General features: G+C 70.9%; 16 protein-coding genes. All 16 read right to left on the reverse strand.

Features of this window, described 5'->3' with window-relative positions; genetic code table 11:
* Nucleotides 1-146 precede the first annotated feature (146 nt).
* A complete protein-coding gene (locus tag FDP22_RS15540) occupies nt 147-860 on the reverse strand; it encodes a DUF2793 domain-containing protein (protein ID WP_138575038.1) in 714 nt (237 codons plus the stop codon).
* Nucleotides 853-4,800 (reverse strand): baseplate multidomain protein megatron, encoded by a 3,948-nt coding sequence (locus FDP22_RS15545; RefSeq protein ID WP_138575040.1) that lies wholly within the window; start codon nt 4,798-4,800, stop codon nt 853-855. The genes FDP22_RS15540 and FDP22_RS15545 overlap by 8 nt, the downstream gene beginning before the upstream one ends.
* A gap of 12 nt (nt 4,801-4,812) precedes the next feature.
* Entirely contained in the window at nt 4,813-5,259 is a 447-nt protein-coding gene (locus FDP22_RS15550; RefSeq protein WP_138575042.1) for an NlpC/P60 family protein, read from the reverse strand.
* Nucleotides 5,234-6,124 carry a DUF2163 domain-containing protein gene (locus tag FDP22_RS15555; protein WP_138575043.1) on the reverse strand — a complete coding sequence of 297 codons (891 nt, stop codon included), beginning with the start codon at nt 6,122-6,124 and terminating at the stop codon, nt 5,234-5,236. Before FDP22_RS15555 ends, FDP22_RS15550 begins: the two co-directional genes overlap by 26 nt.
* 1 nt (nt 6,125) lies before the next feature.
* Complete coding sequence (locus FDP22_RS15560) at nt 6,126-6,749, reverse strand: DUF2460 domain-containing protein (RefSeq protein ID WP_138575045.1); 624 nt, start codon at nt 6,747-6,749, stop codon at nt 6,126-6,128.
* 15 nt (nt 6,750-6,764) lie between these two features.
* The gene (locus FDP22_RS15565; RefSeq protein WP_138575047.1) at nt 6,765-7,397 is read right to left on the reverse strand and encodes a phage tail tape measure protein; all 633 of its coding nucleotides are present in this window, start codon (nt 7,395-7,397) and stop codon (nt 6,765-6,767) included.
* Nucleotides 7,390-7,602, reverse strand: coding sequence for a rcc01693 family protein (locus tag FDP22_RS15570; protein WP_138575049.1), 213 nt, complete (start codon nt 7,600-7,602; stop codon nt 7,390-7,392). Before FDP22_RS15570 ends, FDP22_RS15565 begins: the two co-directional genes overlap by 8 nt.
* Nucleotides 7,595-7,918, reverse strand: a complete 324-nt coding sequence (locus tag FDP22_RS15575) for a gene transfer agent family protein (protein ID WP_138575051.1) — start codon at nt 7,916-7,918, stop codon at nt 7,595-7,597. Before FDP22_RS15575 ends, FDP22_RS15570 begins: the two co-directional genes overlap by 8 nt.
* A complete protein-coding gene (locus tag FDP22_RS15580; protein ID WP_138575053.1) occupies nt 7,918-8,331 on the reverse strand; it encodes a phage major tail protein, TP901-1 family in 414 nt (137 codons plus the stop codon). The genes FDP22_RS15575 and FDP22_RS15580 overlap by 1 nt, the downstream gene beginning before the upstream one ends.
* A 109-nt stretch (nt 8,332-8,440) precedes the next feature.
* Nucleotides 8,441-8,863 carry a DUF3168 domain-containing protein gene (locus FDP22_RS15585; protein ID WP_138575055.1) on the reverse strand — a complete coding sequence of 141 codons (423 nt, stop codon included), beginning with the start codon at nt 8,861-8,863 and terminating at the stop codon, nt 8,441-8,443.
* The gene (locus FDP22_RS15590; RefSeq protein ID WP_138575057.1) at nt 8,860-9,210 is read right to left on the reverse strand and encodes a head-tail adaptor protein; all 351 of its coding nucleotides are present in this window, start codon (nt 9,208-9,210) and stop codon (nt 8,860-8,862) included. The genes FDP22_RS15585 and FDP22_RS15590 overlap by 4 nt, the downstream gene beginning before the upstream one ends.
* On the reverse strand, nt 9,207-9,791 hold the full coding sequence (locus FDP22_RS15595) for a head-tail connector protein (protein WP_239031799.1): 585 nt from the start codon (nt 9,789-9,791) through the stop codon (nt 9,207-9,209). The genes FDP22_RS15590 and FDP22_RS15595 overlap by 4 nt, the downstream gene beginning before the upstream one ends.
* 201 nt (nt 9,792-9,992) lie before the next feature.
* Complete coding sequence (locus tag FDP22_RS15600) at nt 9,993-11,192, reverse strand: phage major capsid protein (RefSeq protein WP_138575059.1); 1,200 nt, start codon at nt 11,190-11,192, stop codon at nt 9,993-9,995.
* A gap of 103 nt (nt 11,193-11,295) precedes the next feature.
* Entirely contained in the window at nt 11,296-11,847 is a 552-nt protein-coding gene (locus tag FDP22_RS15605; RefSeq protein WP_138575061.1) for an HK97 family phage prohead protease, read from the reverse strand.
* 45 nt (nt 11,848-11,892) lie between these two features.
* A complete protein-coding gene (locus FDP22_RS15610; RefSeq protein WP_138575063.1) occupies nt 11,893-12,138 on the reverse strand; it encodes a GTA head formation protein, RCAP_rcc01685 family in 246 nt (81 codons plus the stop codon).
* Nucleotides 12,135-13,319, reverse strand: a complete 1,185-nt coding sequence (locus FDP22_RS15615) for a phage portal protein (protein ID WP_138575065.1) — start codon at nt 13,317-13,319, stop codon at nt 12,135-12,137. The genes FDP22_RS15610 and FDP22_RS15615 overlap by 4 nt, the downstream gene beginning before the upstream one ends.
* Nucleotides 13,320-13,418: the final 99 nt, after the last annotated feature.

Genomic DNA, 13,418 nt, shown 5'->3' on the forward strand with positions numbered 1-13,418 from the left:
CTCCCCGGTGGGCGGGTCCCGCCGGGTTCGCACCGTCGCTGGCAAACCCGCCTCCGCACCCCGAAGGCCCTCCACCCGGCGCACCTGCATCGATGCGTCAAACCGGGCCCGCCCCGGGCGAGACCGGTCCTCTCCGCCGCGCCGGATCACACGCTGCGCGGCGGCTGAAGCTCCCACAGGTGCACCGCAAGCCGCACGCTCCCGCCGCTGAAACTGCCCCCTGCCGCCGTCAGCGTCAGCGCGGTCGCGCCGTAATAGGCCTGCGGACTGCCGGTCACCCCGGCGGCGTAGGAATTCAGCCCGACCCCGAGCGAGGACCCGTAGCGATCCGCCGACCCCGCCACTCCGAGAGACCAGGAGGTCGCCCCCCCGGTGATCGCCGAGGTCACCCGCGCCGATACGCCCAGCACCACCGCGCCCGCCGGGATCGCCCCCGCCGCGGTGGAGACCGTACCCGCCTCCACGACGTGGTCGATCTCGATCACCCGGCCCAGCGTCGCCGCACCGCCGGTGGCGAAGGACAGCGCGTCGCTCACCCACTGCGTGCCGTCGAACAGCAGGACACGGCCGCTCTCCAGGTCGAACGCCCGCCAGCCGGCACGTGGACTGGCAAAGTCCCACCCGCCGTTGATGCAGAAGGCGATCTGCGCCGCATGCCCCGCCCAGGCCCCGGTCGGAGACCCGGCCACCACATGGGCATCGCCCTCCGCCGGGCTCACCGGCGGAGTGGACAGCCCCGCCGAAATCACCTGCGGCCAGACCAGCGCGTCAAGCCGCGCTAGCGCCTCGTTCACCGTGACATGCTTCTGCGCCTGTCCCGCCGCAAGCAGCGGCAGCGCCATTCTCCGGGTCTCACTCATCGATCTCAATCCTCAGGCTGGGTCCGGGGCCGTAGCTTGCCGAGACTTGCGCCACCTCGATCGCGAAGGGCGCCGAGAGGCCATCTGCGGCCTGTTCGGCCGCGGTGTAGAGCAGAAAGGGCGTCGCGGTTTCCACCTCGCGCAGCAGCGCGCCGCCGGTGGCGAACACGCGCACCAGGTAGGCCTCGCTCTCCTCGGCCAGGGGCACGTCGCCCCGGCTCCAGGCATCGCCGTCCCGCCGGCTGCGCCGGGTCCAGCGCAGGTCGATATCGCCGTCGGCCTGCCGCCGCGCCGCCGCGTGAACCGGCGACCACGGCCGCAGGCCCACCCCCTCGAACGCCTCGACGACATGCGTGTAGGTCGCATCGTCATAGCCGCGCGCCGTGGGCCCGATCCGGTAATGCCGTTCGATGCCGCGCATCGAGGACGGCAGGTCGATCTGCGCGCACCCTGCGCCCATCAGCACGAAGTCCGCGCCCGCGGGCAGGTCTTCCGTCGTCAGGAACTCCGTGCCCGCCTGGCCGCGCAGAAGCCCCGAAAGCGCCCAGGTATCTGTGTCCACCAGGTCGGCCTGCCGGAACTGCACCACCTCCCAGTCCTGCGCCCCGGGCGCCCGCAACGCGGCAAGGTTCGCCCCGTTGAGCACTTCTAGCCCGGAGCGCGCCTCCAGCAGCCCGCCGGAAACCTTCACCCGCACGGGCACGCCCCGGGTCCACAACCAGGGCCGGGCGGCGGGCAACACGTCCAGCGTCTCGCCCACCACCGCGCTGCTGCGCAGAACGGTGTCGAGCTCATAGCCGTCGTCCTGCGCCGCGTCGTAGACCGCAACCGGCCCGGGCCAGGGCACCGCCGCCGCCGCCACCCAGGGCGCATGCGCCACCTCGTTGCCGCGCAGCAGCGGCAGGTCAAGGAAGGTCGCGTAGACCGGCCCCACCTGCGGCAGCTTCTCGATCGTGTAGCTGCGCCCCGCGCCCGAATGCGCGCCATAGACCGACGCATCCACCCGCAAGGCATCCACCCGGCGCAGGCCGACGTCCTCCACCCGGTCCACCCGGTAGCGCGCCACGCCGCCGCCGGAGGCGATGCTCACCACGTCGCCCGGCTCCACCCCGATGCGCGACGCGGGCAGCGAGAACCGCGCCGTGTCCCGCGCCACCCGCGCCTCGGACAGCCAGCGATCGGCGATCGCCTGGCCCTGCGCGGCAGACAGCGTGATCGGCAGGTCGCTGCGATCCGCCCGCGTGCCGCTGCGCCCGGCAGGCAGCGCCGCCTCGACGGTGGAGATCTGGTAGGCATTGCCCATGTCGGGAAAGCTCACCTGCACCGCCTCGGGAATTTCCGCCGCCGGTCCGCGCACCAGCTCGGGGCCGAAATCGTCCCCCCGCTCGCTCACGGCGAAGTCCCCGGCCTCCAGCGCGTGGTCCACCTCTCCCTCGCGCATCCGGAACACCAGCGTGCCATCCCGCTCGAACGCATCGAACCCGTAGGCCAGCATCAGCGGCTGCAACGCCTGGCGCGTGCTCTGCGTCACTTCCATCACGAAGCCGTCCACCACGCCGTGCAGCCCGGAGACATCGACCTCCGTCAGCCCGGCGTAGAGGCACAGCTCGGCCACCAGTTCCGCCAGCCCGCTCGACCCCATGCGCCCGGAAATCCAGTGCCCCAGCTCATAGTTGGGCCCATCGGCCCAGACCTCCTGCCGCGCCGGGAAATCCGGCCAGGGCCGCGCGTCCCAGGCCCAGACATAGGCGTTCGCAAGGTCCAGCATCGGAGCGCCATAGACCGACGACACCGGGTTGTTGCCCGGGTCGCTCCAGTATCCGAGCACGGCCTGCAGGTAACGCAGCTGGATGAAATCATCGCGCGCGCCCTGCGAGAAATACGGCAAGGCGCTCTCCGAGGACTTCGGGTCCACGAACACGTTCGGCTGGTTGGTGCCGCGGTCCACCGCCGGGCAGCCGTATTCGGTGAACCAGATCGGCTTGCTCTGCGGCACCCAGGCGGTCTGGCTCGCGGCGCGCACGCCGCCTGCGCGGTTGTGGTGCGGCTGGCTCCACCAGTTCACCAGGTCCTTGTAGCGGAACACCCAGTGCTCGCCATGCGCGGTGTCGACGATCGGCGTGCGCGTCTGGGCCGCGCGTGCCGCCGCATCGGCGTAATACCAGTCATAGCCCTCGCCGCCGGCCACGTTGGCGCGCAGGTAGTCCAGGTCGTAGATCGAGCGCGCCGTCTGCGCGTCCAGATGCCCGGCGCCGTCGCGCCAGTCCGACAGGGGCATGTAATTGTCGATGCCGACGAAATCGACCGCCGGATGCGCCCAGAGCGGGTCGAGGTGGAAGAACACGTCTCCCGAGCCGTCGTCCGGCCGGTGCCCGGAATACTCCGACCAGTCGGCCGCGTAGCTGATCTTCGTGTCCGGCCCGAGGATCTCTCGCACGTCTGCCGCGAGCGCGCGCAGCGCCACCACGGCCGGATAGCTCCCGGCCCCGTCCCGGATCCAGGTGAGGCTGCGCATTTCCGAGCCGATCAGGAAGGCGTCCACGCCCCCAGCCGCCTTGCACAGCCGCGCGTAGTGCAGGATGAAACGCCGGAAACCCCACTCGGCCGGGCCGGAATAGCTCACCGTCTCGCCGGAGGCGGTGAAGTCCTCCGGTGCGGCGGCCCCGAAGAAGGCCGAAACCTCGCTCGCCGCAGCCGCGGTCATGTCCGGAGACCCGGGCTGTCCCGGCGCGGCGGAAAGCGTGATGCGCCCGCGCCAGGGGAACACGGGCTGGGAGCCCGCGCCGCTCCACGGGTCGGGAAGCGTGTTTCCCTGTGCCACATCCATCAGGATGAACGGATAGAAGGTCACCCGCCGTCCCTGCGCCCGCAGCCGCTGGATGGCGCGGATCACCGACTGGTCGGTGGGCGTGCCGCCGAAGTTCGGCCGCCCTTCCGTGTCGCTCACCACCCGGGCGCCGCTGCGGGAGACGCCCGACACCCGCCAGGGCATCTCCGGGCTGTCGAAGTCGCGCTGCTCCACGCCCGGCTTGATCACGCATTCCCCGCAGCGCAGGTCGGTGCCGAACCAGGACACGATCAGGGACACCGCGTCGCAGGCCGGCAGTTCCGCCGAAAGCTGCGCCGTGGAGGCCTCGAGGTCGGTCTCCCCGGTGGTGTTGTTCACGTTCGCCACCCGGCGGTTCGCCTTCCCGTAGGAATAGCTCACCGGGTCCGGCGCCAGCGCATATTCCCCCGTCCCGGGCGTCATCGCCACGCCGCGCACCGCCCCCCCGGGGTCGACAGCCCCATCGGGAAGGTACTGCGCCGGCACGTCCGGCCGCCGGAACACTTCCACGTTGAACTGCGGAATGCGGTTGCCGAACGTGCCCACGGCCAGGTTCTCGAACACGAGATAGGCCGTGCCGCGATAGGCCGGCGCGGCCTCCGCCCCCTCCACCGCCTCGATGAGCGGGTCCGGTTCCTGGTCCTCCGCGCCCCGGTGCAGCCGATACTGCGTCCGCTCCAGCGCAAAGGGCTTCCCATCGGCCCAGACGCGGCCGATGCGCAGGATCTCGCCCTCGCACAGCCCGATGGCGATGCTCACCGAGTAGGAATACTCCCGCACTTCCGGCTGGCTCGGGGCCACGCCCTTGCCGCCACCGCCGCGCCGCGACACCGTCTCCAGAAAGCGGGTCGACCAGATGAGCTGCCCGGCCACCCGGGCCCGACCGGCCATGCGGGCAATCGGCGTGCCCTCGCGCGCGCCCTGAAGGCGCAGCGCGCCGAGCCGCCCGGTGTCCACCGGGTCGGATCCCTCGCCCAGCAGTTTCTGGTCGAGCACGGCGCCCACAGTCGCGCCGACGGCCCGGCCGATGACCGCACCGCCGAGACCGAGCGCCGTGCCCGCGAAGGAGCCGCCGACAGCGGCACCGGCCGCAGAGAGGAGCAGAGTTGCCATGAAACGTCTCCGTCAGTCAGGAAAGCGGAACACCGCCGCGATCCGGGCGTCCCAGGCGGGTCCGAGCGGGGATTCCGTCACCGCATGGCCCGAATAGGCATGGATCACCGTCGGCGCGCCATCGCGGGCGCCGAGGATGCCGATATGCTTGGCCACCGCCCGCGCGCGCATGCGGAACACCAGCACGTCGCCCGGCAGCCGTGCATCGTGCGCCACCCGGAGCATGTGCCGTGCCGCGGCCGCCAGCATGCGCTCGTCGCCCGAAGGCTCCGACCAGTCCGGCGTATAGGCCGGCACCGGCTCGGGCTCGCAGCCGTAAAGCTCCCGCCAGACCCCGCGCAGCAGGCCGAGACAATCCGTTCCGGCCCCCCGGCAGCTCGCCTGGTGCACATAGGGGGTCCCGATCCAGCCCCGCGCGATCTCCAGCGCCGCCTCAGCGGTAGAGCGATCCGCCGTCATGGCGCTCTCCTTCCCGCACATAGGAGGTCATCCAGTCTTCGCCCGGAAGATGAGGAAACCCTCTGAATCTGCTGAAATTGCTGAATTTCATGCGACACGTCTCCGCCCGGCGGTCGCAGCCGGCCCGCAGGCGCAGCATGTCCCCCGCCTGAACCGGCGCCCCCGGCTGCTCCCACAGCCGCAGGCGGCGCCCGGCGCCCTCCACCAGGTCCTGGCGCACGCGCACACGCGTTCCGGCATTCGCACCGCTCAGCCATTCGACATGCCCGCGCGCGAACCAGCCACCCGCGAAACCGCCAAGCGCATCGATCACGAACTCCCGCGGGTCGGAGGCGTCAGTCACCACCGCCTCCCCCGAATAGGCCGGACTGTCGAGATCCACCCCGCAGCGCGCATCCCCCAGAACCGCGTCGCAGTCACGCAGATAGGAGCGCCCGGCGGTGAGATTGAGCGTCTCCGACACACCGCGCATCTCCGCCCGGAAGGCATGGCCCTCACGGGTGATCTCGCCGATGCTGCCGGCGAACACCCGCAACCGCAGCTCCGGCGCGCTCCAGTCCACCAGCCAGTGCGAGATCATGGCTCCGTCGTAGCGCCCGGCAAGCACATCCGCATCGGTGATGCCCGCGGCCTGCAGCGCGCCCGCCACCTGGCTGTTGTCCACCGACAGGCCGGTGGAACGGCTCACGGCCGTGGCCGACAGCCCGCTGGCCGCGGTGCAGGTCACGCCCTCGATCTCCAGGTCGCGGTCATGGTCGGTGAAGCCGAAGGTCACCCCGTCGGCCCGCACCAGGATCCAGCAGCGGCACAGCGTGGTCGCGCCGCTGTCGAGCTTCGCCTGCAGGGCAGGGTCGATCGCGCGCATGTCACACCCTCACTTCGATCACGGGAATGGAGGGAACCTCGCCGGCCTGAAAGGCGGCGAGCGAGGTGTCGATCCTGTCGGAGGAAAACCGCACCGGCACGTCGAACTCGAACCCGGCCGTCACCGCCACGTCGGCCGCAGGCGCGGTTGCGAAGGTGACGATGCCGGTGGTCGCGTCCACGCTCACCCCCGCCGCGGCCGCTCCGTCCACCCCCACCAGCACCGAGCCGGCCACGGGCTTGCGGATCTCGCGCAGATATTCCGCGCCGCCGGAGGCATAGCGCTTCACCAGCTGAAACGCGGTGCGGCTGCCGTCCCCGGTGCCGATGGCCTGGTCGGTGCGCGCCGGGGTGCCGGAGGGCTTGCAGGACTTGTAGTCCGTCCAGTCCTTCCAGCGGAAACCGTTCAGCTGCCCGCCGCGCGCCTCGAAGAAGGCCACGATGTCCTCCAGATCGTCGAGCGAGCGCAGCCCGATCCCCGCGTCGAAGCTCCGGCGCGACTGGGCCCAGGGCGCGTTGCGCTCCTCGAAGCCGTTCGCGAGGGTGACGATCTCCACCCGCCGCTCCGGCCCCCCGGTCGACCCGAAGGAGAGCCCGGCCGGAAACCGCGTTTCATGAAAGCTCATGCCTCACTCCCGTTCTCAGAGGTTGCGCTGGCCGCGGCGCATGGCCCGGCCGAGACTGGCGGCGATCTGCGCCTGGGACCGGCGGAAACCCTCCACGTCGGGTGTGTTCACCGTCACACTGACCTGCACGCCGCCGCCCGCCCCGCGCACGCCCAGCTTGCCGTCCGGGCCGCGGGCCAGCGGCATGATCGCCTCCGGCCCCGCCTCGCCCATCAGCCCCGTGCCGCCGCGCATCCCGAAATAGGTGGGCGAGTCCACCACACCGCCCTGCGCGAAGGCCCGCACCCGGCCCGCGCCGAACACCCCGCCCTGCGCGAAGGGCATCAGCCCGGAGACCAGCGCCTCGGCGCCGGCTCCCAGCGCGTTCTGCACCGGCCGGATCGCGGCGGAGAACACGCCGTTGCCCAGGCTGCGGCCGATCCCCGACAGCACGTCGGACACCCGCGCCCCGTCGAAAACCAGCCCCTCGAAGGCGCCGCGCAGGCTCGAGCCCATGGTGCGCGACAGCGAGCGGCTCTCGCGCTCCGTGTTGCGCAGCGCGCTCTGCACCTGCTCCAGCTCGGCGCGAAACGCCGAAGCCAGGCTCTGCGCTCCGGCAAAGCCCGAGTCGAGCCCGTCGAAATCATCATCGGAAATCGGGTCAGCCATCGGATGTCTCTCCCTTGGGTCTGTCGGGGAACCGTGCGGCAAGCGCCTCCAGGGCGCCCCGCGTCATTCCCTGCGCCGAGCCGTCTTCGAACCCGGCGAGCAGGAACAGCTCTGCCGGCGTGAGGGCCCAGAACCGGTCGGGGGCAAGGCCGAGATGCACCATCCCCAGCCGCATGAGCCGCGCCCAGGCGATGCGCTCAGCCATTGCCCTGCGGCAGTGCGAAGGTGAGACGCAGCAGCTCCGCCGCGGCCCGCGCCGCCCCCACCGGGCCACCGCCGATCTCGCAGGCGCCCAAGCTGGCCTCATTGATGTCGAGCCCCCCGCCGCGCAGGCCCGCGGTGAGCAGCGCCAGCAGGTCGCGCGCCCGCACCTCGCCCTTCTCGAAACGTTCGACCAGTTCCACGATCGAGCCGCTGTCGAGCCGGGCCTCCAGTTCCGCCAGCGCGCCCAGCGTCAGCCGCATCGCATGCGTCGTGTCGTCGAGCACCAGCTCCACCTCTCCGCGCCACGGATTCGCCATCAGAGCGCCGCGAAGCTGAGCGCGCCGGCCGATGCCATCGCCATCTCGTAGACGGCCTCACCATCATGGCTGCCGGAGAATTCCAGCGCGGTGATCAGGAACGGGCCGGTTACGGTGCCGAAATCCGGGATGACCACCTGAAAGGACGGGGTCTCGCCGTCGAAGAAGATCTGCCGGGCGCGTTCGTCCGTCGGCGCATCCCTGAACACGCCGGAACCCGACAGCGATGCAGAGCGCACGCCGGCGCCGGAGAGCAGCTCGCGCCAGCGCCCGGCGCTCTCCAGCGACGTCACCTCGATCGCCTGGGCGTTGAAGCTCAGGCGCGTGGCCCGCAGGCCGGCGATGGTCTGGAACGTCCCTCCGCCGTCCATGTCGAGCTTGATGAGCAGGTCCTTGCCTTTCTGGGCGGCCATGTCGAAATCCTCGTCTGCTGAAATGCCGGGACTGATGGCGGGCGCGCCGCGCCCTGCCATCGCCCCCACGCGCCGGCATCATCGCCACGGCGCGCGGGGGCTGCGAAACTCAGGTGTCCTCGATCACCGCGCGAAACCGCAGGGTGATACGCCGTTTCTCCGGGCTGCGGCCGCGCTGCGCGCGCGCCTGCAGGAACCGCAACGCCACGAGATGGCCCCGGTCCAGGGCCATCTCGGCATCGACCAGCGCGTCGCACACCGCCCCGGCCACCGCCTTGGAGGCCGCGAAGCCCTCGGCGCCGGAATGCACCGTCACGTCGAAATCATGGGTGCAACCCGCGCTGTCGGCGGTGCTCCAGGCCCGCGCCGTCTCATCGCCCAGGGTGACGTAGACCGCGAGAGGGTCGGTGCTGCGCGCGGCATGCGGGGGAGCATCGTGAACCCCCGTCCCCACCAGTGCCGCCAGGGCCGCGTCTCCGCTCAGCCGGGCGAACACCGCCTTCTGCAGGGCCCAGGACATGGCATAGGTCATGCGCCGGTCCCCTCCTCTGCCCAGATGGTGAGGTAGCGCCCCATCGGGTCATGCTCGCTCACCGCATGCACGGCAAAGACGCGCGCGCCCTCGCGCAGCCGCTGCTCGGGGCGCGGGCGCGCCGGTGATCCCTCCGGCGCGCCCCGGACCATGATCCGGTGAGAGACCCGCGCATGTTCGCGCGCGCCGATGATGGTCTCCCGCCCGGAGACCGGCTGCACATCGGCCCAGAGCGCGCCAAGCGCCTCCCAGGACACGACCACCCCGCCGCCACCATCCGCGCTCCGCTCCGGCGCCTCCAGCACCAGGAGCCGGCGCAGGGCGGGACGGGTTCCCGCCCCGCTCACAGCCGCACCGGGCGATAGGGGTCGAGCAGCGCCAGAACGCCGAAGGGCATCGCGCCATCCCGGCCCTCGTCGGCACTGCGGTTCTCGTAATAGCTCGCCGAGAGCAGCAGCGAGGCCTGGCGCAGGTCGGGCGGCAGCTCTTCCCAGCTCACCGCGTAGCCGGCGTCGAACTCGATCTCGGCGCGCCCCTGGTCCGGAATGCCGGGCAGCGCCCGCCCCCAGCTGCCCTGCAGCGCGGGCGACTGGCCATCCGGCAACAGAACCCACAGGGAGGACTCCGCCTCCTCCTCCGCGCCATTGGCGGAGATGATCCGGACAGCCGTCACCTGCCGCACCGGGGCGACGGGCAGAACCTGTCGCCCGGTCTGGCGCCACCGGGTCACCGACCAGGAAAAGCTGCGCCGGATGAGCGCCTTGCCGATGCGCGCCTCGATGGCGGCCATCGCGGTGCGCAGGTAGAGCTCGAGCAGCGAATCCTGCGCGCCATCGTCGGCAAAGCCCGATCCGAGGCGCAGGTGTTCGGCGAGGTCACGCACGGCCTTGGTCCCCAGCACGGGCGGTTCAAGCTCGGTCAGCATCATGGGTGGGTCTCCTCAGGCAACCACTTGGCGGGAGAAGCCGGCCCCTCCGCGCGGCGCCCCGGAGGGCGCCATGCGGCAGGACCGGCGGGAAAATCGGTGACGCCCCTGCGCCCCACGGGCAGAGGGGAAACACGTGCTGGACGGCACAGGGGCGCCCCCTGCGACCCGGCGAAAAAGCCGGGCCGCATTCGCGGATCGGCCTCAGGCCACCGCGAATTTCATCAGCTTGATCGCCGCGAAGTCGCTCACGTCGCCACCGATGCGCTTGGTGGCATAGAACAGCACGTTCGGCTTCGCCGAGAACGGGTCGCGCAGGATGCGCAGGTCGGGCCGCTCGGCGATGGTGTAGCCGGAATCGAAATCCCCGAAGGCGATGGCATAGGCGTCCACGCCGATGTCGGGCATGTCCTCCGAGATCAGCACCGGGTAGCCCATCAGCCGCGCCGGCTGGCCCTGGGACAGGCTGTCGGACCACAGGAAGCGGCCGTCGGCGTCCTTCATCTTGCGCACGGCCCCGGCGGTCTTCGAGTTCATCACGAAGGTCGCCTTGGCGCGGTAGCGCGCCCCGAGCGCGTAGACGAGATCGACGATCGCGTCCGCCGGCTCGGTGCCGTTGAAATCGCCGTTCGAACCGGTGGGCACATAGCCGATGCTGCCCCAGGCCCAGCTGTCGTTGCCCACCGCCGGGTGGTCGAGGAAGCCGCGCGGCTTGCCGTCGCCGTCACCCGCCACGAAGGCCGAGCCCTCGGCGCGGGCGAACTTGTCGGCGATGCGATCCGCCAGCCAGCTCTCGACATCGAAGGCGCTGTCGTCGAGCAGCCGCTGCGAGGCCTTGGGCATCGCCGAAAGCTCGAACAGCGGGATCGAGATGCGGTCCAGCTGCGGCGTGGTGGTCTCGCCGGTGGAGGTCGCCTCGTCCGCCCAGCCCGCGCCGATGTCCGAATGATCGACCAGCACGTCGAAGGCCGACGCCTCCACCGTCACCACGTTGGCGATGGCGCGGATCGAATGCGCGCCGCGCAGCACGCCATTGATCTGCTCGGAGGTCTGCGGGTCGACGAGGTAGCCCCCGTCGGCCGAAACCGTGGTCGAGAGAGCCTTCTCCTCGACCTGCAGGTGACGCAGCGCATCGTCATCGCCGCTGCGCAGATAGGCCGAGAAGGCCTTCTTGTGCGGCAGGCCCGGCTCGGCGGCCTGGGACAGATGCGGACGGGCCGCGGAGACGGATTTCGCGTTCAGCATGGCGAGCTTTTCTTCCTGTTCGTTCAACCGGGACTTCATATCTTTACGGAAAGCACTGAATTCATTCAGGAAACCGGTCATGGCGGATTTCACCTCCACGGCCGTACCCGCGCGCGACGGCTCAGCCGCCTGGTCACGGTTTGCATCGGAATGAGACATGGGAGATCCTTCGTGAGATCGCATGGATGCTGGGGTTGGAATGGCGTGGCCCGGGCGCGCCGCCACAGGCCCCCCGCGGGGAGCGGCGGCGGACGGGGGCCGTTCAGGTCAGGTCGGCCCGCGCCTCGGCGATGGCCTCGGTGAGCGCCCGAGCGAGCGCGTCGTCCGCCTCACCCGCGCCGAGACTGGCCCGCGCGGAAGGCAGCATCGGGAAGGTCACGAGCGAGACCTCCCAGAGTTCGATTTCCTCAAGCGCCCGGCCCAGCGAGGTCTTCGCCGCGCGGACGGTGCGATACCCGATCGACAGCCCGTCGATCGCCCCGGCCTTGAGCAGCGTCAGCGCCTCGGCGCCGCGCCGGACATCGGCGAGAATGCGGCCGCGCACATGCAGGCCATGCGCATCCTCCCGGATCTCGTCCCACACGCCGATGGGCTGGGCGGGGTCGTGCTGCCAGAGCATCTTCACCTTGCGCCCCTGCGCGCTCAGCGCCGCAAGGCTGCGCGCATAGGCGCCGCGGCAGACCACGTCTCCGCCCTGGTCGGCCTCACCGAACAGCGAGGCGTAGCCGGCAATGCCGGTCTCCCCCGCGAGGCCCGTGCCGGTATCGAAGGTCTGGAATTTCGTTTCCAGGCCGAAATCGGATACTGATGTCATAAGCTCTTGTCCCGAATGCTGAAACGAGGACGGGGGCCGTGGGCCTCACTGGCCGGCACGGCTCGCGAATTCGTAGACGAGCTGGCTGAGCATGGCGCCCGCGACGCCGTAGACGGCGAGCCACAAGCGCCGCTCCAGCCGCTCGATGGCCGACTCGATGCCCGAGAGCCGGCGTTCGAGGGCGCTCCAACGCTCCTCGCTCACCCGTTCATGGGTCTCGATCCGGGCATGCGCGCTGTCGAAGGGCTCATAGAGAAACCGCGAGCCGCTCCTGAGCTGCTCCTTGCTCATTCGGAGCTCCCCTCCTCCGCCTTCGGCAGGCCCAGCAGCGCCCGCTTCTCCGCGGCGCTGAGGAAATCTGCCTCCGACACCCGCCGCCACAGCGCCTCGCGCTCCACGGCGAGGGCCGGAACCGAGTCGAGCTCGGGCGACAGCGTGAGCCGCTCGCCATAGAACTCCGGCAGCCAGCCGCCGAGCGCCGTGAGCAGGCGGTTCACCAGCGGCAGAACCGTGAGCCGGTAGAAGGCGCGGTTCGCTTCCTGATAGTTGGAATAGGTCGCGTCCCCCGGCAGGCCCAGCAGCATGGGCGGCACGCCGAAGGCCAGCGCGATCTCCCGCGCCGCCGCTTCCTTGGTCTTGTGGAACTCCATGTCGGAGGGCGAGAAGCCCATCGGCTTCCAGTCCAGCCCCCCCTCCAGCAGCATCGGCCGCCCGGCATTGCGCGCGCCCATGTGGTAGCTCTCCAGCTCTTCCACCAGGCGGGTGTACTGGTCGGAGGCCATCTGCCCCATCCCGTCGCCGCCGCGATAGACGATGGCCCCGGACGGCCGGGCGGCGTTGTCGAGCAGCGACTTCGACCAGCGCGACGCCGCGTTGTGCACGTCCACCGCCGAGGCCGCGGCCTCCAACGCCGACATGCCGTAGTGATCGTCCTGGGGGTGGAAGGCGCGCAGGTGCAGCACCGGCCGGGCCCCGTCGCGCATGTCGAACCGCGCCTTCCGGGCGCCGACGGAATATTCGTAGGCCACCGGCCAGCCGTCCTCGCCAGGCACGACCCGCATGCGGTCCGAGCGCAGCACATGCAGCTCCATCGGCCGGCCCCGGCCGTCGATGCCCGACACTTCCAGGTACCCGTCGCCACTCAGCAGCAGGTGGCCGTAGAAGCTCTCGAACAGCGCCGGCCCGGATTGCGCCGGGTTCGGATGGGCGAGCAGCTGCGCCAGCGGATGGGTCTCATACCGTGCCCCGTCGCGGCTGAGAACCAGGGGAACCGCAGCCGCGGCTTCCGCGATCATCTTCACGCAGCGAAACCCCACCGGGTTGCCGATGAAGCCGCTTCGGGTGAGCGACGCGGTGTCCCGCGGCGTCCAGGCGGGCCGGCCCGCGGCCTGAAAGGCGATGACCGGTCCGGCGGCCGAGGCCTTCTGTTCGCGCGGTGCCTCCCGCGCGCTGCGTCGCAATCCCAGAAGCATGTCTCGCCTCTCCCGCAAATGTTCAAAAACGTTCGTCTCTGCGCGAACCGGGGCCGCCGCGATACGGCGCGGCGCGCTCCTTCCGGTCCGCCCACGCCA

The organism is Paroceanicella profunda (genome assembly GCF_005887635.2).
Taxonomy (GTDB): Bacteria; Pseudomonadota; Alphaproteobacteria; order Rhodobacterales; family Rhodobacteraceae; genus Paroceanicella; species Paroceanicella profunda.

Excerpts from the sequence above, each read along its gene's own strand:
- FDP22_RS15540 (WP_138575038.1), bottom strand. The coding sequence starts at position 860 with ATGAGTGAGACCCGGAGAATGGCGCTGCCGCTGCTTGCGGCGGGACAG.
- FDP22_RS15545 (WP_138575040.1), bottom strand. The coding sequence starts at position 4,800 with ATGGCAACTCTGCTCCTCTCTGCGGCCGGTGCCGCTGTCGGCGGCTCC.
- FDP22_RS15550 (WP_138575042.1), bottom strand. The coding sequence starts at position 5,259 with ATGACGGCGGATCGCTCTACCGCTGAGGCGGCGCTGGAGATCGCGCGG.
- FDP22_RS15555 (WP_138575043.1), bottom strand. The coding sequence starts at position 6,124 with ATGCGCGCGATCGACCCTGCCCTGCAGGCGAAGCTCGACAGCGGCGCG.
- FDP22_RS15560 (WP_138575045.1), bottom strand. The coding sequence starts at position 6,749 with ATGAGCTTTCATGAAACGCGGTTTCCGGCCGGGCTCTCCTTCGGGTCG.
- FDP22_RS15565 (WP_138575047.1), bottom strand. The coding sequence starts at position 7,397 with ATGGCTGACCCGATTTCCGATGATGATTTCGACGGGCTCGACTCGGGC.
- FDP22_RS15570 (WP_138575049.1), bottom strand. The coding sequence starts at position 7,602 with ATGGCTGAGCGCATCGCCTGGGCGCGGCTCATGCGGCTGGGGATGGTG.
- FDP22_RS15575 (WP_138575051.1), bottom strand. The coding sequence starts at position 7,918 with ATGGCGAATCCGTGGCGCGGAGAGGTGGAGCTGGTGCTCGACGACACG.
- FDP22_RS15580 (WP_138575053.1), bottom strand. The coding sequence starts at position 8,331 with ATGGCCGCCCAGAAAGGCAAGGACCTGCTCATCAAGCTCGACATGGAC.
- FDP22_RS15585 (WP_138575055.1), bottom strand. The coding sequence starts at position 8,863 with ATGACCTATGCCATGTCCTGGGCCCTGCAGAAGGCGGTGTTCGCCCGG.
- FDP22_RS15595 (WP_239031799.1), bottom strand. The coding sequence starts at position 9,791 with ATGATGCTGACCGAGCTTGAACCGCCCGTGCTGGGGACCAAGGCCGTG.
- FDP22_RS15600 (WP_138575059.1), bottom strand. The coding sequence starts at position 11,192 with ATGTCTCATTCCGATGCAAACCGTGACCAGGCGGCTGAGCCGTCGCGC.
- FDP22_RS15605 (WP_138575061.1), bottom strand. The coding sequence starts at position 11,847 with ATGACATCAGTATCCGATTTCGGCCTGGAAACGAAATTCCAGACCTTC.
- FDP22_RS15610 (WP_138575063.1), bottom strand. The coding sequence starts at position 12,138 with ATGAGCAAGGAGCAGCTCAGGAGCGGCTCGCGGTTTCTCTATGAGCCC.
- FDP22_RS15615 (WP_138575065.1), bottom strand. The coding sequence starts at position 13,319 with ATGCTTCTGGGATTGCGACGCAGCGCGCGGGAGGCACCGCGCGAACAG.